Origin of the sequence: Aquamicrobium defluvii (genome assembly GCF_004363725.1) — a bacterium.
In the GTDB taxonomy this organism is placed as follows: Bacteria; Pseudomonadota; Alphaproteobacteria; order Rhizobiales; family Rhizobiaceae; genus Mesorhizobium; species Mesorhizobium defluvii.
Window position 1 is genome coordinate 1 of the sequence record NZ_SNZF01000045.1, and the last position, 19,545, is coordinate 19,545.

Consider the following 19,545-nt stretch of genomic DNA (forward strand, 5'->3'; position numbering starts at 1 on the left):
CGCGTAATGCGTCCTCAACATATGCCTTCCGTCCTTCCATTCGGAGGACATGACGACTGTGGACGGCAGGCACGGCATTCCCCGTTTCCGCAAGAATCAATCTTGCGGATTGGCGTGCTCTAGCGTAGATAAGGGGAGATTGGTTTGGCCCCGTCTCTACGGTGTGTCTGACGGCCCTAAAGCCCCTCGCCGCTGCTAACGGCGAGGGGCTTTGCCGTTATGTCCCTTGCTGCGTCTCGATATAGACCCTCAATGCTTCTTCGATGATCGGCGTACGTCCCCGCACGCCCCTGGCTTCCTTGAGTTGGTCGATAGCTTTGACCATCTCGGCAGGAAGGTCAGTGTTCACCAAAACCCGGCCAGCAGCTCGTCGCCGCTCCCGATGGGCGCGAACGAGTTCCTTACTTGGTGGCTTGGCTACACGACTCATATTTACATGTAATCCAGAAAATTGTTGATTCTGCAATGCCTTGAATCGAAACCCCTGAAATCCCGGGGTTTTCGCTGTCACAATTCGCGGCGATTCAAGTTATCTCGCCTCGTTAGAAGGTCGAATCGGCTGCCAAGGCATAGGAGTGCAGCATTGCACTTGTGCACAAATGCACATTATTTTGTTTCGTACGATACAAACGCCGCGCCGTCTAGCGCCCGATAGAGGGTCGCGCGATGCACACCCAGGAGGCGGGCGACTTCCGTAACCGGCTTGTTTTTCTCGTTGATGAGCTGGCGCGCGTGGGCGATCTGCTCGGCCGTGAGGGCAGGGGAGGGGCCGAACCGCACGCCTCGGGCCTTCGCTGCGATCCGGCCGGCGCTCGTGCGCTCCGCGATCAAGGCTCGCTCGAACTCGGCCATACCTGCGAACACGGTCAGCACCATGCGCCCGGCCGGCGTCGTCGTATCAGCCCAAGGCTCTGCCAGCGAGCGCAGGCCAGCGCCGGCCTCCTTGATCCGCTCCGCGATCGCCAGAAGGTCGGCTGTCGATCGGGCGAGGCGGTCTAGCCGGGTGATCGTCACCACGTCGCCGGCGCGCAAATGGTCGAGCATCCGCGCCAGCTCGGGCCGGTCCCGCTTCGCTCCGGATGCCTTTTCCTCAAAGATGCGGATGCAGCCGGCCGCGCCAAGGGCGGCCCGCTGCTGGTCGAGGTCCTGGCCGCGCGTCGAGACGCGGGCATAGCCGATGAACACCCGGCCGGTGTCGGAATCTGGTTGGCGGTTCACGGCCTTCTCCTGTCGCAAATCATGTCGCAGGTGTTTTAGCACTTGCGACAAAGACATGCGACAGTGACGGTTTCGCCTAAGTCACTGAACCACAAGGAATTCGGATTTTCCCGCCAAGGTGCTGCTTAACTTAGGATTTCCGCAACAAGTACCGCCTTGCCCGGCGGTAGTCGTCAGGTCGCCTGTTTCCAGAACTGATGGAAATGATGCAAGGGGCCATGTCCGAGCCCGACCTCCAGTTCCCCGCTCGTCGCGAGCGCGCCGTGCATGTAGATCTTGGCCGCTCGCACGCTATCCTCCACCGGGAGAGTGGGCAACAGCGCGGCGATAGCGGCTGAAAGCGTGCAGCCGGTGCCGTGATCGTTGCGTGTTTTGAGGCGGGGAGCCGACAGCTCAATAGTTCCCGACGCGCCGTGCAGGAGATCGACGCTGTCAGCCGATCCGTTCAGATGCCCGCCCTTGAGCAGAACCCACTCTGGGCCGAGCTTGCGCAGCTCTTCGACCCGCGCCCGCATCTCGGGTAGCGTCCAAGACGGCTCGGTGCCGAGCAGCACGCCGGCCTCGGGGAGATTCGGTGTGATGACGTTCGCCAGTGGCACCAGCAGGTCGCGAATGGCGGTAACTGCGTCGGGCTCCAGAAGGTGATCACCGCTTTTGGCGACCATCACCGGATCGAGCACGACGTTCCTTGCCTCGTGGCGGCGCAGGCGCTCCGCAATCACCTCTGCGATCCGGTCGGTGGCCACCATGCCGATCTTGACCGCATCGACGCGAACGTCCTCGAACACCGCGTCGATCTGGTCTCCAACGAAATCGGGATCGAGCGCAACGAACGATCGTACGCCCTGCGTGTTCTGCGCGACGACAGCGGTGATCGCAGCCATTGCATAGGTCCCCAAGGCCGAAAACGTCTTTATGTCGGCCTGAATGCCTGCGCCCCCTGTGGGATCGGTGCCGGCGATGCTGAGCACATTGGCGATCATGACGTGGCGACCTCCTTCGCGAACAGAGCGGCCGCCTGTCGTGCGACCTGGGCGACGTCGAGGCTCAGCGCGAGGCTGGCATCGTCCAGTTCATCGAGGTGGAACCATCTCGCCTCAAGGGCGTCGTCGTCGGCGACCGCCTCGCCCGATTTCCATTTGCACAGCACTGCGATCAGGATGAAATGCTGGCGAAGCCGGTCGCTCTCGTCATAATCGAAGGCATCGACCGCCGTGAAAACGCGAAGTGCTTCAGCATGGACTCCGGTTTCTTCCAGAAGTTCGCGAACCGCCGCCGTCTCGATCGCTTCTCCATCCTCGATTTTTCCGCCCGGGAAGCCCCAGCGTCCGGCATCGGGCGGATTGGCACGACGCACCAGAAGGATTCGGCTTTCGTGGAAGACGGCGGCGATGGTCGCCGCCACCGGCCGGACTGGCGACAAAGCAAGGAGGCGGTTTGCCCCCGTCCCTTTGCTGGCACGATCCGGATCACGTTCGCCGACTGCGAGGCTGCTTGATGACGCATCGAGCCCCATCTGCCAGAAGTCCGCTTCCAGCCGTGACGCCTTGCCGAACAGCACGGCCAGTTCCGTAAAGCGTCTGTCCGTCATGCTGCGTTCGGCGAGATCGTCGAGCTGCCGCCGTGCGCCGGCGGCCACGGCCTGATACGCCTCGCCCGCATATTCGCCGATCCACTCGCGATAGGGGTGCTCTCCCAAGGCTTCGAGCCCCTTGGGAGCGAGCTTGTTCGCGATCTCGGCATAGCCGATGACGCAGGGTGCAAGGGCGACTTGCAGGTCGAGTAGATCACCGGCCGCGCCGCAATCGAGCACGAAGCGGGTATAGGCGACCGTCGCCTGATGCTCAGGCGCAGCCTCGATATCGTCGCGCGAGATGTCCCAGCGCTCGCAGAGCCGCACATGAAGCTCAGCTTCGTCCAGTATGCCGGCAAGCCCTGCCTGCGCGGCGCGGATGTCAGCGATCGTCCGGCTCTTGTAGGCCGCCAGCGCCCAGGCGCGGGCGAACTGGATGAGGAACAGGTAATCCTGAACGAGGTAGGTGCGGAAAGCTGCTTCCGGCAGCGTGCCTTCGCCGAGTTGCCGCACGAAGGCATGGCCGACATAGCTTTCCCATTCGCGAGCGGCCGCTTGCTTGAGGCGATCGAAGATATCCACGGCTTATTCTCCCGCGTCAAAGGCCGCGTCGAAGAAGGCCAGTTCCAGCGCAACGGCCCGCAGGAAGAAGTCCCGGCTCACTTCGGCCTCGGCCGGCCCGACCCGGTCCAGTTCGGAGCGCAGGAAGGCGACGAAGTCGCGGAAGTCGGGATTGTCGTGCAGCGTGATCCATTCGGCATGGACAAAGTTCTCCGGCAGGGGCTTTGTCGCGCGCGAGGCCCAGTCGAGATAGAGCCATTCGGCGACGTTGAGCACGGAAAGCGCGGCGGCATAGGAGCGCGTGGCGGCGGCCTCGCGCATGATCGCCTGAAAGCCCTTTGTCGGTTCCGTGTCGGGAATGATCTCGCGCTGCTCTTGTGTCACGCCGAGCGCCTCGAAGGCGCGCAGGAAATAGGTGTTCTCCTCGCCCGAGATCAGGCCGGTGAAACGGCCGAAGCGCAGCCGCGCCTCGAATGTGTCAGCCGTGGCGATGGCCGCGCCGAGCAGTGTCAGGAAACTGTCGAGGAAGCGATGGTCCTGAACGAGGTAGGAGGCCATCACCTCGTCGGAGATGGTTCCGGCGAACAGTTCGGCGACGAAGCGGTGTTCGACCGCCTTCGCCCAAATCGGCTCGCTGGCCTGTTTCAGGGTTTCGGTGAAATGTTCGGTCATGGTGCTGCCCTTTCGTGGCTGGCAGCGAGACCGTGGGTTCTCTGGCATGGTGCGGCCTCGCAGGGAGGCCGGCAAAAGGCAGGCGTCAACATTCCCATCCCTTCGCCGGCATGATCCGGATCAGGTTCGAAGGGTCACCGCGCTGCTGGTGCTAGCGATATCTCAGCCCCTTCGCGGGGCTCCCCTTGGTATTCGCGAGAATAGTGTAAGACTGAAAACAAGCGCGCGCAATGTTCTCAGAGGACGCAAGCATCTGTGTCGCAAAATTCCCGAAACGTGCGACAGCTTTTGCGCCTAGCTTCTGCGAACTAGCAAGTTCTACCTGCACGCTTGAAGTGCAAAAACAGTGGTTTATGATGCTCTCGGGCTTTCGAGTCTGGGGCGTGGAAACCTCTGGGATTAGATCAGGAGAATAGCAGGCGGCTTGCCCGAATGGCACGCCTGCCGACGCGGCGGCGTCATCTTGCCCCGCCCCTACGGGACCGATCTCGTTTCAGGCTCGATCCTCCCCACCAACAACGATTGGAAAACTGGGGGAGTGACCTTGATCCTATACACCTATAGCTGTGCTGACAGTGATGTTGCGGCCCGCTGGCGGGATACGGACCTTCGCAATGAATTTTTCCCCGATCTGGATGAGGTGAAGCAAGCCGTTCTCGAACTGCGCGATGAAGTCATGCGCTCGGACCCGGCAACGCCGTGGATGCCGGTTCGCATCGAGCGGATCGAGATCGCCCCGATTGAAGGGCCGGCCGTCCTGACGCTGCTCAATGAAGGCGTCGGGCCACTCGTGCGGGCATATGAGATCGTGGAAATGGTTGACTGACGGCCATGGCTCGAACCGCACCAAAGCCCAAGGCAAGAGGCCCGGACCCAATCGACGTTGCGGTAGGGGAGGGGATCAAAATCCGCCGCCGCCTGCTCGGCGTAAGCCAGATTGAGCTCGGGAAGGCCCTCGGCGTATCCTTCCAGCAAATCCAGAAATACGAGAAGGGAACGAACCGGGTCAGTGCAAGCGGACTTCTGCGGATGGCGGCGGTCCTCGGCGTGCAGCCAGCCTATTTTTTCCCCGAAGGGGGGAACGATGCTGCACCCGGTTCAACGCTGGCCGACGACGAACTATCCCGCTTCATCGCCAGCAATGAAGGCCAGGAGCTGAACATGGCCTTTGCCCGGATCGGCTCCCTGACCGTGCGCAGAAAGATCGTTGCCCTTGTCAAATCCATTGCCGGATAATCGGCCGGATCGAACAACGATCATTGCGCCGGCTGCGCCGGTGCTGCCACGGTGACGGTGCAGCGCTGATCCTCGTTCGCCGTGGCCGCCGCCTCGGCACATGCTGTCAGCGCCGCCCGATTGGCCCGCACAAGATCGCTGGCCGAAACCAGATTATTCCAGTCCCTCGGGCTTCCCGATCTCATCAGCGAGATTCCCGCGTTCCAGCGATCGGCGTTCATGGCGGTCGAGGCAACGGCCATGTCAACGGGACCGGGCAGCACGCGCGGGGCGAACAGCGTCAACAGGATGCCAAGGACCAGGCCAGCCCCGCCGACGATGCACAAATAACGATTCTGAACATGACGCTCGCGCGCGCTGGCGACATGCAGGGAAAGAACCCGGCCGGCGCGCTCGAGGTCGGATGCCTGGCGCTCGAGCTGCTGCGCGGCGGTGCGAACCAGGCCCTCGCCGCTGCGCTCGAGCGCAGCCGCATAGTGCTCCGCGCCTCGCTTGAGAATGGGCGACTGCTCGACGCCCTGCACGCGCTCACCGACATGGGCGAGCTGCTGCACGATCTGCGCCAGCTCGGGCTTGTAGTCCGCTGGTGGCCCCTGCCGGTCGAATTCGTCAAGGGCCATCTCCACGCCCTTGCGGATCGTCGTCATTTCCCGCCTGAGATCGCCGGCAAGGTCTTCCACCGTCAGCCGTAGCGCGTCGAAGGCTGCGGCCGGGTCGCCAGCGTCGTCGGCCAGTGCTTGCCGTGCGATACCTTCCCTGTCGTCGTGGTCGTCCAGTTCCGTCATGATCTGCCTGCCTACCTTCCTATGCCGATGCCCCGGCTAAGGCGCTGTCCGCGTGCCATTTCCTCTTGCAGCTCGTGGGCGATGCTCTGGCCCTTGCGCAGATGCTCACCGATTCCGAGTTCCCGGCGGCGGTTACGCAAGATGGAATCAACCTGCGGGTCACGTTCGAGGCTCTTTGTCAGGCCGGTCATCTGGTTTTCGACCTTGCCGCGCGCCTCGTCGTGCTGCCAGCCGCGTAGCTGCTTGTGCTGCGCCCTCAAATCCTGCCAGCGTTCAACGAACCGCTCGGCCCTGACATTCGGGTCTTGCAGGGCCGCGTTCTCACGCTTCATCCCCTCGATGACCTGGGCGACACGTTCCCGGCCGGAAAGCTCGGTCATGGCGCGCATCGTGTCCGGATCGTTTTGCAGCGTCGAGCGCATCAAATCTTTCATACCGTCCTGCACCTGGTCGAGCTGCTGGCCGGCCGCGCGCATTTCCTGCCGCTGCATGTCGAGCACCGGCAGGCCCTCGCGCCTGTGCTGGTCGATCGACTGATAGGCCCGCGCGTAGCGGTCAACGGCCGCCTCAAGCGGCGACTGCCGCCGCACCCGATCGGCCAGCCGGTCTTGCGCCGGCCCCTCTGGCGCCAACGATGCCCGCAAGCTCGCTTCCCTTTCCGGCTGTCGCTGCATCCGCAATGCCTCGCCGCGATCCTGGGAAGGCCCAGGACGCGCATTGAGTTTGAGGCCGGCGAACATACCGCGCCGCTGCTTCTCGGCCTGTTGCGGCCGCTTCTGGTCGATCTGCGGGCCGCTCTCGCCGGCGCGGTCCTGCTGCGGACGCTCGGCCGCCGCGCCGCGCCCGAGTTTCAGGCCCTCGAACGGATTGCGGCGCGGCTGCTCGTTAACTTTTTGTTGACCACGCTCGTTAACGGATTGGTCACCACGATCTTTAACCGCTCGTTCACCATGATCGCGGCTGCGAGCGCCGGCGAGATCCTCGCGAGGATCTGCACGAAGATCCTGCGTGAGATCTGCGCCAGCTTTTTGCGCGAGATCCTTACGCTTGTCTTTCTCGCCGCTGCTATGCAACTCTGTTCTGCTCGCGTAGCCGCTGCGAGCCCGGTCCCGGCCCTCACCCCCCTCAATGCCCAAAGAGGCCGGGACCGATTTTTCATCGAGCGATAGCTTTTCGGGTGTCTGCCGTTCCGACCGATCGGCGCTGACGCCATGCGGCGGCGCTGCATCAGGGCCGGCCTGCTGGCGAACATTATCCTCCGATTGATGCTCAAGCCTCGGCCGGCCCTGAGCCTCCCGTTCGGAAGGATGAAAAGCGTGCCCCTCTATAGCCGGCGAAGCAAGCGCGATCTCGCTGCGGACACCCAACGTTTCCGCGATCCCGCGCCGCTCGGCAAAGTCGCGGGTATAGTCGAGCGTCGTTTCCTTCACGCCCGACCGGGACAGGCGGCGTTCTAGCTGGTCATAGGCCAACTCGCCGGCGTCCTGAACCTTCCATGTGTTGCGGTGCGTCTGCGTCCCATCCGGCAAGGTGACGGGGGTGGCACCCTCATGCTGTAGGCCGATCTTGTCCCCGATCTCCGGCGCGGCCTCCTTCATGACCCGCTCAAGATCGACGCCCCATAGGGTGCGCTGCTGCCCTTGGTCAGTTTCCAGCGTCACGAAATAGCTGTCGGACTTCTGCGGATCATGCTCGAACGGCGCGGCTCCATGCTCGACCAGCCGGCCGGCATTGGTGAACTCGTCCTGGGCGGCGTAGAGCTGCACGCTGTCACGATGCCGGGTCATGGCGACATAGGTGAGATGCCGGTCCATCGTCCCCGACGCCAGCACATAGGAACGATCGACCGTCGCCCCCTGATTTTTGTGAATCGTCGTCGCATAACCGTGGTCGATCGCCTGATAGTCGCCCATCGGCACGGAAACGCTGTCGCCTCGGCCGTCCAAGGTAGCGATGATGCGGCCCGGTTCGACATGCTCGACGGTGCCAAGCATCCCGTTTTTCACGCCAAGGTCGCGGTTGTTCTCAAGGAACACGATGCGGTCGCCCGTCGCAAAGTCGCGCTTGCCGGCATTGGTCTGGAACGTCAGCGCCCGGCCCGGCCCCTCCCGGTCCTCGTCCACCCGCGCCAGCTCGCCCCGGTCCTGTAGCTCGGCCCGGATCGCGTCATTGATGGCGCGAACATCGGCCCGCCGATGCGCCATCGCAACTCGGGTACCGTCCGGACGCTGATCGCGATCGGCAAGGTAATCGCGCACGATCTCCCCCCGCGCGTCCGCGCCTGTCTCGGCAAAGCTGATATTGCCGCGATCCCGATAGGCCGCCAGCCCCTCGGCCGTCCGGTGCGTGGCGAAGTCAACGGAAGCCTCCCGCTGCCAGTCCACGCGCTGCCGGCGTATCTCGGAAAGCTCGGCATGGCCGATTTCCTCCGTGATCGCCCGGAACGGTGCGCCGGCCCCGATCGCCTGTAGCTGCTCGTGATCCCCGACAAGGACGATCTTCGCCCCGCGCGCCTCGGCCTCGTTGACGAACCGGGCGAGCTGGCGGCTCCCGACCATCCCGGCCTCGTCGATGACAAACACGTCGCCGCGGCCGAGCTGGCCGCGGTCGTTGTCCCAACCGCGGGACCATGACGCCAGCGTGCGGCTCTGGATGCCGGACGATTCCTCCAACCCCTCGGCCGCCTTGCCCGACAGGGCCGCGCCGTGGACCTGATAGCCCTCGGCCTCCCACGCCTCACGCGCGGCGGCGAGCATGGTGGACTTGCCAGCGCCGGCATAACCGACAACCGCCGCGATTCGCTCCGGCCCGGTGATATGCTCGATCGCCCCGCGCTGCTCATCCGACAAGCCGGCAGACGCATCGCCGGCCCTGAGCTGAATGGCGGCATCCTGTGCCCCGATCGCCCGTTCGACATGCCGGCGATCGACGCCATGCGATTGCACTTCGTGCATCCGCTCGGCCGCCGCGACCATGCCGGATTCGATCTCGACCATTTCGCGGGTCGAATAGCGCGCAAGCCCGATCTCGCCCGTCGCCGGGTCGATCGTCTCCGACTGAAGCTCGACCAGCGCCGGCGATGCCATCACCGTCGCAAAGGCGTTCTGGAACTCCTGAGGATCGTCGTTGATGTAGCGATGCAGCGCCCGCGCCACGTCGCGCCGGTCGAACACACTCTTCTCGCCGGTGATGATCGTTAGAACCTGTTCCGGCTTCTCCCGGATCAGCTCGGCGTTGCGCTGCGCCGCTTCCTCGTCCAGCCGCGACCGCGACACGTCCAGGCCCTTACGCTGCATCTGCGTGGCATGGACGCCCATATGCTCGGTCGGCGCGATCTCAAGCCCGCGCTCCATATGCGAACGATGGTCGATGCGAATATCATGACCGGCCATCGCCAACCGCTCGTTGGCGATCCCCTCCCACCGCTGGCGGATATCGCGAAGCTGCATATCGGTTGTCGGTAGATCGTTCGCCAGCAGCCATTTATTCTCGCGCTCAAGATAGGTCTTTTCGCCTAAGCCGTTCTCCATCACCTGCCGCGTGGTCATAAGGATATGGGCATGGTGATTGCGAACGTCGCTCGCCTCGTGCGGCGCATGAATGGCGAAGTCCACGGCCGCGCCGTAACGGTCGGCCAGCTCCTGCGCCATCTCCCGCGCCGCCTCTAGCCGCTGCTCGGCCGAAAGCTCATGCGGCAAGGCAACCTCGAACTCGCGGGCAACGCGGGCGTCCTTCCGCTTCTCGGCAAACTCGGCGGCGTTCCACAAGTCCGACCGATCCCGCGCCCAATCGGCGTTGACGCCTTCCGGCAAGACGATCTCGGCATGTTCAACGCCCTGCTTGGCCGTGTAGTCGTGCGTGATCCCGTCGCGCTCGTTGGTCAGCTTCTCCCCGGCACGATAAGCCATTGAGGCGACGGCGCTACGGCCCTTCGCCCGCGAAACTGGCTTCATGCTGAAATGGTAGATCGCCAACCCGTTGCCTCGATCCCGTTTCCGCCTTTCCCGCCACCCTCCAAGCTGGCGGAGCACTGAGTTACGTAGTAACTCGTAAGTGCGCCCTTCTCAACTCATTCGCTACGCTTTTTCGTCGCTCGGTGTGGCGCTTGCGGCAAGGTCGATGCGATGAACTGAGGCCCGGATTGTGCTGCAAAGCCGCCGAAAACTCAAGCGCAACGGGCAAATGCTGGAAAAGATGGCCGGGAATGATAGTCTAGGCGAACAACCGGAAAAGGAGATTTGAGGAATGGCGCGCAAAACGATCGAACAACGCTTGGCCGAACTGGATGCGCAGCGCGCCACGCTCAAGGCCCGGCTCTCGAAACAGGAACGCGCTAACGATACGCGCCGCAAGGTGCTGCTCGGTGCGCTCGTCCTGCATCGGCTCGAAAACGGCAAGGATGAGGAATTTTCCCGGCGCTTGGGCGAATGGCTCAAGCGTGAGCTGCCCGACTTCCTGACGCGCCCCGGTGACAAGGAACTGTTTGCCGATCTGCTCAAGCCTGCCGCCGAGCCGGGCGGGACCGACAAGGGGGTGTCCGATGCCTGACGCCATGCAGCTCTATCGCGAATTCCTCGCCGGCAAGCCGGGAACCTGCATCTTTACTGGCGTGGAGGGTTGCCACGCCTTCGTCACAGAGGATGAGATTGAGGCGACATACGGCTCCCGCCATGACGGGCATCATTTCGTCTGGCTCGATAGAAAGCCTGGCGAGGTCGGCCCCGAAGGGATCGGCTTTGTCAGTGACGACTATATTGACGTGCTGCTCGCCCGGCATCGCATCGCCTTCACCTACAGCGACATGGGCGGCCCGCTTGGCGAAACCCATGAAGGCGTCAAGGCGGCTTTCCTGCTTGGGGCCGCCCGCATGAGCCGCGTTCTCGCCCTACCCGTCGATGCCGAAAAGCGCGTTCCGGCCGACGCCATCGACACCCTGCCGCTCGGTCGGCGTATCCGGATCGAAAGGCTCGCCCTGCCCTCCCCAATCCCCCTGGCCCGGATTGTCGAAAAGATGATCCCGCTCGGAGCCACCATCGAGGACGGCGAGGCGCGCGGCCGCCTCGTTGTCCTCTCAAGGATCGCGGCCGGCGCGGACCTGGCCGATATCGAGGATGAGGCGGAACGCTTTGCTGCCTGGGTTGCCGATCGTGTCGCACGCGAGGAAGCCACCGACGAAATAACCCGCCAGATGCTCGAACAGCTCACGTCCGACCGGCCGCAGGGCAAGGGCAAGCTCCAATGAACCAGGCAACGCTTGCATGGACCGCTTTCAAGAACATGCTGCGCGCGGCCGCCCACGATCCGCTATGGGCGTTCCTCTCTCTGCTCGCCGCACCCTTTCGCATCTGGCAAACGCTGCTCCGCGTCCTGTTCATCCTCATCGTCGCGCTTTTCGTCGTCGGCTTCGGCGGCCGGTTCGCCCTCCAGCAAGCCGGCTACGGCCCCGGCACGATCCCGTTCATCGCGCTCGATCTCGTCACGCTGCTGGTGCTGGCCGCGCTCACCTTCCGGCTCGTCACCAATCCGCTGATTATCCATTTCGGGGATATGGACGGCGAAACCCACGGCTCGGCCCGCTTCGCCACGACCAAGGAAACCGCCGCCCTCGCCCGCGCCCATTCCGGCCTGCTGATCGGCCGCGATCCGAAATCCGCGAAGCTGCTGCGCTATGACGGCCCCGCCCATCTGCTGACGATGGCACCGACGCGCACCGGCAAGGGGGTGGGAACCATCATCCCGAACCTGCTCACCGCCGACCGCTCCGTGATCTGCATCGACCCCAAGGGCGAAAATGCCAGGATCGCCGGCCGCGCCCGTGAAAAATTCGGGCCGGTCCACGTCCTCGACCCCTTCGGCGTCACCGCAAAACCCTCGGCGGCCTTCAATCCCCTCGACCAGCTCGACCCGGCCGGCCTCGATGTCGCGGAAGATGCCAGCACCTTGGCCGACGCCCTCGTGTTCGATGAACCGGGCATGGCCGGCGAGGCGCATTGGAACGAGGAAGCCAAGGCGCTCATTGCCGGCCTGATCCTCCATATCGCCGCCCAGGAGCCGCGTGAGCGCCGAAGCCTTGCCACCCTGCGCGAATATCTCACCCTTGCCCCGGAAGCCTTCGCCGCGCTCCTGAAGGACATGCAGGCATCCCCTGAAGCGGCCGGCCTGGTCGCTCGCGCCGCGAACCGCCACCTCGGCAAATCCGACCGGGAGGCGGCCGGCGTGCTGTCGGCCGCGCAACGCCATACCCATTTCCTCGATAGCCCCCGCATGACTGCCGTGCTCGGCCGATCTGATTTCGGCTTTGCCGATCTCAAGCGCCGCAACGCCTCGGTGTTCCTCGTCCTGCCGCCCGATCGCCTTTCGACCTATTCGCGCTGGCTGCGCCTGCTCGTCGCGCAAAGCCTCACCGACATGGCCCGCGATCCCGCCAAGCCCGCCGTGCCGGTCCTCTACCTGCTCGATGAGTTCGCCGCCCTCGGCCATCTGGCCCCCGTCGAGCGCGCCATGGGCCTCATGGCCGGCTATGGCGTCCAGCTCTGGCCCATCCTGCAGGACGTTCACCAGCTCCGCGCCACCTACGGGCAGCGCGCCGGCACATTCCTGTCGAATGCCGGCGTCCTGCAGGTGTTCGGGGTCAACGATCACGACAGCGCCCGGCTCGTCTCCGATCTGTTGGGCCAAGAAACCGTGGTGTTCCAGACCATGAGCCGCGCCCTCGATTCCGAAAAGTCGGGGATCTCCTACGGCGAGCAACACACCGCCCGTCCGCTGCTGACCCCCGATGAGGTCCGCAACCTGCCACAGAATGTCGAATTGCTGTTCCTGGCCGGGCAACGGCCGATCGTCGCCGGCAAGCTCGCCTATTACGCCGATGCAGAGTTCCGGGGGCTGTATGACGCTCCCTGAACGCCTCACCCATCTGCCCGACAGGAAGCGCCGCGAGCTGGAGCGCGCGGCGCAAATCCTGTTCGGTGAATTTGACGAATCCCTGAAAACCAAGCTCTCCGAAAAGGGCAGGCGCGGCCGCATCCTCAAGCTGATCCTGTTCGGTTCCTATGCGCGCGGCGATTGGGTCGAGGATCGCAAGAGCGGCTATCGCTCCGACTATGATTTGCTCGTCGTCGTCAACTACGGCGGCTTTGCCGAACAATATGAGGCATGGGAAAAGGCGGCCGAACGGTTCCTGCAAGAACTGACCATCACGCGCCAGCTCTCCACGCCGGTCAACTTCATCGTTCACACCCTCACGGATTTCAACGACCAGCTCACCCACGGCCGCCCCTTCTTCGTGGACATAGCCCGCGACGGAATCGTGCTCTATGAGCTTCCGGGCTATCCCCTCGCCTCCCCCAAAACCCTCGCGCCGGAGGAAGCTCGCGCCGAAGCGCAACGGCATTTCGGCCATTGGTTTCCGAACGCCGCCCGCCGCTTCGAGCTGGCGCAGGAAGCCATGAGACGGGGCTACGAGAAGGAAGCCGCTTTCGATCTGCATCAGACCGTCGAACGCCTCTATCATTGCGTCCTGACCGTCCTGACGCTCTACAGCCCCAAATCGCACCGCCTGTCCGTCCTGCGTTCCCATGCCGAGCGGATCGCCCCGCAGCTCATCGCCGTGTGGCCGCGCGATACCCGTTTCGCCAAGCGATGCTTTACCCGCCTCGATCGCGCCTATGTCGGCGCGCGCTATTCCCCGGCCTACGAAATCACCGGCGAGGAACTGGCGTGGCTGGTCGATCGTGTGACGGCGCTGCAAGAGGCCGTCGCCGCGATCTGCGCCGAACGGCTCGCCGGTCCCGCAGGGGCATGAGAAACGGTCCCGGCGCTATCGCACCGGGGCTTTGTCACTGACGGCCCTCCGGCTCACTTCGGCGCTAAATGGGGAGCGCGTTCGCCTACGGGCCGGATCGTCATCGCCTCGGCCAAGGCTTGCAACCATGCCGCCGACACGACAGGCTTAGGGCAAACAGGACGCATTTGGTAAAGCACCGGGATCAGCTCCGGCGTGCCCGTCGCGAAGACGAACGGAATATACAGCCTGTCCAGCTCCTCCGCGATCCGGATGGACGTATCACCGGCAAGAAGGTTGAAGTCGAGGGACGCAACATCGGGAAGCTGGTCGGGCGTGTTGAGTATGTTCAAGGCTTCTCGCACGCTCGGCACTGGCCCCAGGACGATCGCCCCAGCCGTTTCCAGATGCCACGCGAGATCGTCAGCGATGAACCATTCGTCCTCGACGACCAGAACCCGGAATCCGGTGAGAATCGTTGCCGTCATCCCCCCTGTGACCTTCCTCCACTGTAGCGCTTGCCCTGGATCAACTCGCCAATGCCGCCCAAAGGTAGCATCCGGCGCGCTGCTTTTGAGAAACCCAGATCGGCCGGGCCGCTACGGGAGCAGGCAACGCAATCTAATCTAACGAGGTTTCCACGCCTCGGCGGCAATTCACGCCAACATGCAAGTAACGCCCTGACGCGGCTTTTGTTTCAATGGAATGCTGTTTTTTTCGGCCGGGGCAGCTCGCGCACCGCAACGTCAACGATCTTCCTCAGCTTTCGCCAATAGGGGAGATCGCGCTCGGCCACGCGCTCCTGAATCGCGGTCAGCATCCAGCCGGCCGCCGCGACGTCGCCGGCGTCCTTGTAGGCACTGAACCGCTCTAAACAGGCGACGATGCGCGGCCGCGCCGAGCCTTCGTCGTCAAGGCCGATCGTCGCCGCCAGCCGGCGCGCATCCTGATAGGCGTTTGCGATCCGCTGCTTGTCGTCGGGGCCGCTCGTGGCGATCACCTTGACCGTGTAAAGCAGCGTGTCCAGCAGATCGGCCGTTTCATCGTGCGGCCCCTTCATGCGTTGCCGGCGGCCTCCGGTGCATCGCTGAACCGGGTGGCGAGGATCGGCCGGGGCGAGGGCTTGCCCAGGTTGGCGAACAACGGCAATTCCACGTCGAGCGACGGCGCGGCCGTGGCGAAGCGCAAGCCGTTCTTGCCACCATTTTTGGCCGCATACATCAGCCGGTCGGCCTTGCGCAGCAGCTCGTCCAGGTAAGCCCCGTCATCGGGCGCGATCGTGTGCGCTCCCATGCTGCATGTCACCTTATGCGCCGTATCCGCCAGCGCCTCCGAAAACCGCCTGTGCAGCCGCTCGGCCGTCTCCTGGGCGTCCTCGATCGACGGCAGCGACACCAGCAAGGCGAACTCGTCACCACCCATGCGGCCGAAACAATCCTCGCGCCGCAGCGCCGCCCGCGCCGCGATCCCGAAACGCTTGAGCACCTGGTCGCCGGCCTCGTGGCCGTAACGATCGTTCACGATCTTGAAGCCGTCGAGGTCGAGATAGGCCAGCAGCAGCGGCCGGCCTTGTTCGGCGGCCGCCTCTATCATTGTTTCCGCCTGTTGCTCGAATGCCTGCCGTGTCAACGCGCCGGTGATCCCGTCCCGGCGCGCAAAAACGCGCTCTTGCTCTACGCTTCGGCGGAAACTCGCCACGATCCCGCCCAGGACACCGATTGCCGAAACGTTCATCGTCAGATTGCCAAGGGCGGTGCCGGTGGATCGGCCGGTAATCGCGATCTCCATAATCGCCGCAAGGATCGCAGCCACGACGCCAAGGGACAACCCGGCCCGGAAACTGAGCCGCCAGCAGGCAAGGCAGATCGGCAGCAGGTAGAACGGCCCCAGGCGCAGCCCCCTTCCGGCCAATAGACAATCCAGAAGGAAGACCAGGGCCATGCCCAGGATTACCACCCGCCAGACGGCAGGGCTAGGCAGGGCTTCCAGCCAGTTTTTCAAAGGGTCGAACGCCACCCCGAAGGGCCCGCCCCATGCGCTGCGTCGTTCATCCGGCATCCGATCGCGCCTCCCTGCCCTGTGCGAACACTATTCGCGGGAGACAGCGGGGACCGGGATGTTGGAAAACCTGAGATTAGACAGGCACGAACGCCTTTAGCCGGAGCCTGGACATACACGTCCGTCACCCGGTCGCCACCAGCTCCATTTACCGCTAACCTTGCGAGGTTTCCAAGCCTCGGCCTGCGTCTCCACAAGCAAACGGCAGTTTACCCCGTAGCGTTTAACGGTCGACCGCGAAAATTGGTAAAATCTTAATTAACCGGCCGAGACGCTAGCCCCCGGCCGGCCCGCTCTCATCATCCAGGGCCGTAGGGACGGCCGGGGGCGGGTTGCAGACATGCACCTGTGCAGGTGTGCACTATTGCCCTGCCCGCTCATCAAGGTAACGCGAATGCAGCCGGGTCAGCTCGATCCCATCAACGAGGTTTCCCCGGCGCAAGCCAACTATCAGTTCCTCGACGGAATCGAGGGTGACGGCATCACCGGAAAGCCGCGTCACATCATCAGCCCAACCGTCCAGCGCCGTGCGCTGCGCTTCGGCCCCATGCCGTGCCGCAAGCTCGCGGATGATGGTTTCGGCCGTCTTCTGCATCATCCTTCGCCGCCTGATTTTGCTAGGGCCATTTCTGCGCGCCATGTAGAAGCCGCAAAATCTCAACACGCTTCGCTCTCGATCGCACGCGGTAAACGAGAATGAACGGGGTCCGATTGATAACCAACTCCCGCGTGCCGCGCCGGCGTCCGACACGGCCGATTTCGGGATGATCCGCCAACATGTCACTCTGCTGCTCGATCTCCCCGAGCTGATCGAGCGCCGCGCGGGGATTCTCCTTCGCGATATAGTCTATGGCGTGGGTGCGATTGGCCTGCGCCCTCGGTAGCCAAACGATATTCACTCACGGCCGCCCTTGATACGGGCCAGCAACTCGGCCCTTTGCCGGGCCATGTCCTGCTTGACGACTTCGTGCGGCACCCATTCGGTGTTCGGGTCGTCGGCTTCCTTTATGGCTTCCTCGATCTGATCGCGGAACCATTTGTCATGCGCGGCCGCCTCATGCGCGCGGCGCATCGCCTCGGCCCGATCTGGTCGAGTCTTTCCACCCTCGGCCTGATAGTCGGCCGCGTCCACGTCGAAATGCTCGATTCCCACGTCCTTGAGATAGGAAACCAAGGTTTCAATGCGCCGGAAAACACGCACCTGTCGGCTGCGTTGCGCTGCAAGCGCACGCTCCGCAGCCCCATATTTTACCCGAAGCGACCAACCGCCCGGCTGGCCGACGACATGCGCGCCGCGCAACGCGCCGGCCTCTACAAGCTCCGTAAGCGTGCTGTGGTCTATCGTTTCTGCTGCCATGACCTGGTTCCTTGCAATCTTCTATCGGTAGAGTATGCGATTTATTATAGATTGCAATCCCGCTTGTACTGAGTGCACAAATGCAGTTCTGCACAAGTGCACTATCGGTCACCAAACTTCCGGGCGGCCCCTTCCCTGCTGTAAAGCTCATCAATGGCACGCTTGATGAGCTGCGAATTGTCGAGGCCGAGACGCGCCCGCAATAGCGCCACCTTCTCAACCGTGTCCTGATCGCAATAGCCGCCGATATGCTTGCGGCCGGCCCTGCCCGCCGTGCGGCGCGGCTCGATCTGCGCCCCCTCGGCCGCGATCGGGGCGGATTCCTCGCTCTCCTGCTCGGGAAGCTTCATTTTCGACAGGAAATCCTGCGCGGTTGCCTTTGTCTTCGCCATATCGTTCCTCATGCTCTCTTGTGCACAACTGCGTTTGTGCTCAATTGCAATTCTGCACTCACCCAATCCCATAAAGCTTGCAGCTCGGCGGCGGCTTTGCCTTCGGGGTCGATCTCAAAGGCCGTCAGCCCCTCCCGGCTCGCGTCCCGATGCACTTTGAATCGATGGATGACGGCCGGAACCATCGGGAGCTTGACCGTCTCGAAGACCTGGCGGGCAATATCTTCCTCGGCGCGGCTATTCGGCTGCGCCATCGTCAGGACGGCAGCAGCCGGCTTTTCGCTCGAACGCGCAAGGCGCGCGGTCCTGGGAAGCTGCTCATACGCCTCTATGTCAGGCGTGCACGGCACAAGCACGAGGTCGGAATATTCGACGGCGGCCGGGGCCTCAGTGCTTCGGGCGGGGGGCGTGTCGATAACAACGAGGTCGCAACCGGCTTCCTCGGCCTGGCTCAAGAGCTTCGGCAAGTCGATCTCGGTCGCAAACCGCACAACGGGCAGGGCGTCCTTGCGCCGCTCGGCCCATTGGGTGGTCGATTGCTGCGCGTCCATGTCCAGCACGAGGACATTGAGGCCGGATTTTGCGCCGGCAACGCCAAGGGCCTTCGTGAGCGTCGATTTTCCGACGCCGCCCTTTTGCATGGCGATAGCTAGAGTTTTCATGTGCAACACCGCATTTTTGCAAAAGCTCCTTTGTGCACAATTGCAGGATTGAAATATGCCACGCGACCGGCTCCGGGGTCAATGGAAAACTGTGCACCTAGCCAAAAGTGCAATTGTGCACATTTGCACGAGTAGTCACTAACCTTTCCGCCTGCTTTCTCTCGAAAGCCCATAGGAGGCTGGCCGCAGGCGCGAGGCTGGCGGTTTTGCTGTGAGGTATCCGCTTCCCGATCCGCCTATGCGCGGATCGGAACCGCCGCAGGGCTGCGAAAGCAGCCCGAACAGCGGCGACCGCTTATGTTTGCGCTTTTAGATATAGATTAGATTGGGATTCAGTCTGGTTATCGGACTCACGTTTCTGGATAGCTTTCCCAAGGGCCACCAACGCCCGACCTAGCGCGGTATCGCCGGCCTCGGACAGCGCCAGCTCATCGAGGGGCAGGGCCTTCTTGTAGGCGTCCACCTCGGCCGCGCGGGCTTCCTGTGCGGCGCTATGGTCGTCGGGCGGGGGCGGGGCCTTGGCAAACCGCCCAAGGAACTGCCGGGCCTTCTCCGGCAGGGACAGGCGGTAGGCGTTGCTCGTCTGCTGGACCTGTGGGCCGCGCCCCTCGTTGCCGGTCGGCTCGTAGCGCCGCAGCCAGTCGATGAAACCATGCGCCCGCAGGTTCTTCAGCGCCCGCACGATCGTATCGCGCGACCGGCCGAGCCGATCCATGATCGTGGTGATTGACGGCTCTAGCCGGCCGGTGCGGAAGTCGATGAGATTGACGAACAGCCGCAACACGTCGAGCGCGACCGACCCTAACGGGCCGCTGCGCTCGCCCTTCTGGCGCAAGCCGGCCTCGTTGTAGATTTCGGCCGCCTTCAAGATCGCCTGAACGTCCTTGCGCGTCGTCGGCCGCCATATGCGGCCCTCCGATCGCCCCCGGATATGACTATGCCGGCGAACCGGCGTCGGGCATCGCTCGGCCGGTGGGGGCATGACCAGGCCAAGCCCGACCTGTCCCGATCCCCGCCACGCCGCCCGGCGGCCCTCGGCAAGCGTCATAAGCTCGCCGGCCTCGTCGTCGGAGAGCTGGCCGGCACCGTAGCGCGTCCAGACTTCCCGCATGATTTCATCAAGCGCGTTCCCACGCGCGCAGCCGATCGCGGCCGCGTAATGCGTCCTCAACATATGCCTTCCGTCCTTCCATTCGGAGGACATGACGACTGTGGACGGCAGGCACGGCATTCCCCGTTTCCGCAAGA

The 19,545-nt window shown here is 63.6% G+C and carries 22 protein-coding genes, 1 pseudogene and 1 riboswitch; of the genes and pseudogenes, 6 read left to right on the forward strand and 17 right to left on the reverse strand.

All coding sequences use genetic code 11. The features are described 5' to 3' along the window. Nucleotides 1-217: 217 nt before the first annotated feature. The 6 genes and pseudogenes from DES43_RS23310 to DES43_RS20790 all read right to left on the reverse strand — a co-directional run bounded on the left by DES43_RS23310 (nt 218) and on the right by DES43_RS20790 (nt 4,024). Nucleotides 218-430: a ribbon-helix-helix domain-containing protein gene (locus tag DES43_RS23310; RefSeq protein ID WP_123195985.1), complete on the reverse strand. Its 213-nt coding sequence runs from the start codon at nt 428-430 to the stop codon at nt 218-220. 176 nt (nt 431-606) lie between these two features. Then, the gene (locus DES43_RS20775; protein WP_123195994.1) at nt 607-1,185 is read right to left on the reverse strand and encodes a recombinase family protein; all 579 of its coding nucleotides are present in this window, start codon (nt 1,183-1,185) and stop codon (nt 607-609) included. A gap of 206 nt (nt 1,186-1,391) precedes the next feature. Then, nucleotides 1,392-2,201, reverse strand: a complete 810-nt coding sequence (gene thiD, locus DES43_RS20780; RefSeq protein WP_133676153.1) for a bifunctional hydroxymethylpyrimidine kinase/phosphomethylpyrimidine kinase — start codon at nt 2,199-2,201, stop codon at nt 1,392-1,394. Further along, nucleotides 2,198-2,734, reverse strand: a complete 537-nt coding sequence (locus tag DES43_RS22785) for an NUDIX hydrolase (RefSeq protein WP_245514615.1) — start codon at nt 2,732-2,734, stop codon at nt 2,198-2,200. The genes thiD and DES43_RS22785 overlap by 4 nt, the downstream gene beginning before the upstream one ends. Next, a pseudogene (locus DES43_RS22525) lies at nt 2,717-3,373 on the reverse strand (TenA family protein); the annotation flags it as partial. The pseudogene DES43_RS22525 and the gene DES43_RS22785, both read right to left, overlap by 18 nt. Before the next feature lie 3 nt (nt 3,374-3,376). Further along, a complete protein-coding gene (locus DES43_RS20790; RefSeq protein WP_133676157.1) occupies nt 3,377-4,024 on the reverse strand; it encodes a TenA family protein in 648 nt (215 codons plus the stop codon). 80 nt (nt 4,025-4,104) lie between these two features. After that, nucleotides 4,105-4,220: riboswitch (TPP riboswitch) on the reverse strand. Between the two features lie 228 nt (nt 4,221-4,448). Between DES43_RS20790 and DES43_RS20795 the strand changes: the two genes are divergently transcribed. Together DES43_RS20795 and DES43_RS20800 are read left to right on the forward strand one after the other, a co-directional pair. Next, nucleotides 4,449-4,850 (forward strand): hypothetical protein, encoded by a 402-nt coding sequence (locus DES43_RS20795; protein ID WP_133676159.1) that lies wholly within the window; start codon nt 4,449-4,451, stop codon nt 4,848-4,850. Nucleotides 4,851-4,855: 5 nt separating this feature from the next. After that, on the forward strand, nt 4,856-5,260 hold the full coding sequence (locus tag DES43_RS20800) for a helix-turn-helix domain-containing protein (protein ID WP_133676161.1): 405 nt from the start codon (nt 4,856-4,858) through the stop codon (nt 5,258-5,260). Between the two features lie 20 nt (nt 5,261-5,280). Here the strand turns inward: DES43_RS20800 and DES43_RS20805 are convergent, their stop codons facing one another. Then, nucleotides 5,281-6,045: a DUF6118 family protein gene (locus tag DES43_RS20805; RefSeq protein ID WP_133676163.1), complete on the reverse strand. Its 765-nt coding sequence runs from the start codon at nt 6,043-6,045 to the stop codon at nt 5,281-5,283. Between the two features lie 11 nt (nt 6,046-6,056). Then, a complete protein-coding gene (traA, locus tag DES43_RS20810; RefSeq protein ID WP_245514613.1) occupies nt 6,057-10,019 on the reverse strand; it encodes a Ti-type conjugative transfer relaxase TraA in 3,963 nt (1,320 codons plus the stop codon). Nucleotides 10,020-10,290: 271 nt separating this feature from the next. Between traA and DES43_RS20815 the strand changes: the two genes are divergently transcribed. Genes DES43_RS20815 through DES43_RS20830 form a run of 4 tightly spaced genes read left to right on the forward strand, consistent with a single transcriptional unit; the run spans nt 10,291 to nt 13,849 of the window. Next, nucleotides 10,291-10,593 carry a mobilization protein gene (locus tag DES43_RS20815; protein ID WP_123195983.1) on the forward strand — a complete coding sequence of 101 codons (303 nt, stop codon included), beginning with the start codon at nt 10,291-10,293 and terminating at the stop codon, nt 10,591-10,593. After that, the gene (locus DES43_RS20820) at nt 10,586-11,287 is read left to right on the forward strand and encodes a hypothetical protein (RefSeq protein WP_123195982.1); all 702 of its coding nucleotides are present in this window, start codon (nt 10,586-10,588) and stop codon (nt 11,285-11,287) included. The genes DES43_RS20815 and DES43_RS20820 overlap by 8 nt, the downstream gene beginning before the upstream one ends. Then, complete coding sequence (locus tag DES43_RS20825) at nt 11,284-12,948, forward strand: type IV secretory system conjugative DNA transfer family protein (protein WP_123195981.1); 1,665 nt, start codon at nt 11,284-11,286, stop codon at nt 12,946-12,948. Before DES43_RS20820 ends, DES43_RS20825 begins: the two co-directional genes overlap by 4 nt. Then, a complete protein-coding gene (locus DES43_RS20830) occupies nt 12,935-13,849 on the forward strand; it encodes a HEPN domain-containing protein (protein WP_133676165.1) in 915 nt (304 codons plus the stop codon). The genes DES43_RS20825 and DES43_RS20830 overlap by 14 nt, the downstream gene beginning before the upstream one ends. A 53-nt stretch (nt 13,850-13,902) precedes the next feature. On the opposite strand, the gene DES43_RS20835 is transcribed toward DES43_RS20830, so the two are convergent. The 9 genes from DES43_RS20835 to DES43_RS20875 all read right to left on the reverse strand — a co-directional run. Further along, nucleotides 13,903-14,316 (reverse strand): response regulator, encoded by a 414-nt coding sequence (locus DES43_RS20835; RefSeq protein WP_133676167.1) that lies wholly within the window; start codon nt 14,314-14,316, stop codon nt 13,903-13,905. Between the two features lie 209 nt (nt 14,317-14,525). Continuing rightward, nucleotides 14,526-14,888 (reverse strand): hypothetical protein, encoded by a 363-nt coding sequence (locus DES43_RS20840; protein WP_123195993.1) that lies wholly within the window; start codon nt 14,886-14,888, stop codon nt 14,526-14,528. Further along, nucleotides 14,885-15,886, reverse strand: a complete 1,002-nt coding sequence (locus DES43_RS20845) for a GGDEF domain-containing protein (protein WP_133676168.1) — start codon at nt 15,884-15,886, stop codon at nt 14,885-14,887. The genes DES43_RS20840 and DES43_RS20845 overlap by 4 nt, the downstream gene beginning before the upstream one ends. A gap of 361 nt (nt 15,887-16,247) precedes the next feature. Beyond that, nucleotides 16,248-16,484, reverse strand: coding sequence for a hypothetical protein (locus tag DES43_RS20850; protein WP_123195991.1), 237 nt, complete (start codon nt 16,482-16,484; stop codon nt 16,248-16,250). Nucleotides 16,485-16,503: 19 nt separating this feature from the next. Continuing rightward, nucleotides 16,504-16,785 (reverse strand): type II toxin-antitoxin system RelE/ParE family toxin, encoded by a 282-nt coding sequence (locus tag DES43_RS20855; RefSeq protein WP_123195990.1) that lies wholly within the window; start codon nt 16,783-16,785, stop codon nt 16,504-16,506. Then, complete coding sequence (locus DES43_RS20860) at nt 16,782-17,243, reverse strand: hypothetical protein (RefSeq protein WP_123195989.1); 462 nt, start codon at nt 17,241-17,243, stop codon at nt 16,782-16,784. Before DES43_RS20860 ends, DES43_RS20855 begins: the two co-directional genes overlap by 4 nt. Nucleotides 17,244-17,344: 101 nt before the next feature. Beyond that, complete coding sequence (locus tag DES43_RS20865; protein WP_239025373.1) at nt 17,345-17,635, reverse strand: ribbon-helix-helix protein, CopG family; 291 nt, start codon at nt 17,633-17,635, stop codon at nt 17,345-17,347. Nucleotides 17,636-17,643: 8 nt separating this feature from the next. Continuing rightward, entirely contained in the window at nt 17,644-18,297 is a 654-nt protein-coding gene (locus DES43_RS20870; RefSeq protein WP_123195987.1) for a ParA family protein, read from the reverse strand. 295 nt (nt 18,298-18,592) lie between these two features. Then, on the reverse strand, nt 18,593-19,545 hold a 953-nt coding region (locus DES43_RS20875), incomplete at its 5' end, for a helix-turn-helix domain-containing protein (protein WP_425359075.1).

What these genes read in the sequence shown, in the direction of transcription:
- DES43_RS20815 (WP_123195983.1), top strand. Translation starts at nt 10,291, where the DNA reads ATGGCGCGCAAAACGATCGAACAACGCTTGGCCGAACTGGATGCGCAG.
- DES43_RS22785 (WP_245514615.1), bottom strand. Translation starts at nt 2,734, where the DNA reads ATGGGGCTCGATGCGTCATCAAGCAGCCTCGCAGTCGGCGAACGTGAT.
- DES43_RS20825 (WP_123195981.1), top strand. Translation starts at nt 11,284, where the DNA reads ATGAACCAGGCAACGCTTGCATGGACCGCTTTCAAGAACATGCTGCGC.
- DES43_RS20845 (WP_133676168.1), bottom strand. Translation starts at nt 15,886, where the DNA reads ATGCCGGATGAACGACGCAGCGCATGGGGCGGGCCCTTCGGGGTGGCG.
- DES43_RS20835 (WP_133676167.1), bottom strand. Translation starts at nt 14,316, where the DNA reads ATGACGGCAACGATTCTCACCGGATTCCGGGTTCTGGTCGTCGAGGAC.
- DES43_RS20850 (WP_123195991.1), bottom strand. Translation starts at nt 16,484, where the DNA reads ATGATGCAGAAGACGGCCGAAACCATCATCCGCGAGCTTGCGGCACGG.
- DES43_RS20830 (WP_133676165.1), top strand. Translation starts at nt 12,935, where the DNA reads ATGACGCTCCCTGAACGCCTCACCCATCTGCCCGACAGGAAGCGCCGC.
- DES43_RS20840 (WP_123195993.1), bottom strand. Translation starts at nt 14,888, where the DNA reads ATGAAGGGGCCGCACGATGAAACGGCCGATCTGCTGGACACGCTGCTT.
- DES43_RS20820 (WP_123195982.1), top strand. Translation starts at nt 10,586, where the DNA reads ATGCCTGACGCCATGCAGCTCTATCGCGAATTCCTCGCCGGCAAGCCG.
- DES43_RS20805 (WP_133676163.1), bottom strand. Translation starts at nt 6,045, where the DNA reads ATGACGGAACTGGACGACCACGACGACAGGGAAGGTATCGCACGGCAA.
- DES43_RS23310 (WP_123195985.1), bottom strand. Translation starts at nt 430, where the DNA reads ATGAGTCGTGTAGCCAAGCCACCAAGTAAGGAACTCGTTCGCGCCCAT.
- DES43_RS20865 (WP_239025373.1), bottom strand. Translation starts at nt 17,635, where the DNA reads ATGGCGAAGACAAAGGCAACCGCGCAGGATTTCCTGTCGAAAATGAAG.
- DES43_RS20860 (WP_123195989.1), bottom strand. Translation starts at nt 17,243, where the DNA reads ATGGCAGCAGAAACGATAGACCACAGCACGCTTACGGAGCTTGTAGAG.
- DES43_RS20790 (WP_133676157.1), bottom strand. Translation starts at nt 4,024, where the DNA reads ATGACCGAACATTTCACCGAAACCCTGAAACAGGCCAGCGAGCCGATT.
- DES43_RS20800 (WP_133676161.1), top strand. Translation starts at nt 4,856, where the DNA reads ATGGCTCGAACCGCACCAAAGCCCAAGGCAAGAGGCCCGGACCCAATC.
- thiD (WP_133676153.1), bottom strand. Translation starts at nt 2,201, where the DNA reads ATGATCGCCAATGTGCTCAGCATCGCCGGCACCGATCCCACAGGGGGC.
- DES43_RS20870 (WP_123195987.1), bottom strand. Translation starts at nt 18,297, where the DNA reads ATGAAAACTCTAGCTATCGCCATGCAAAAGGGCGGCGTCGGAAAATCG.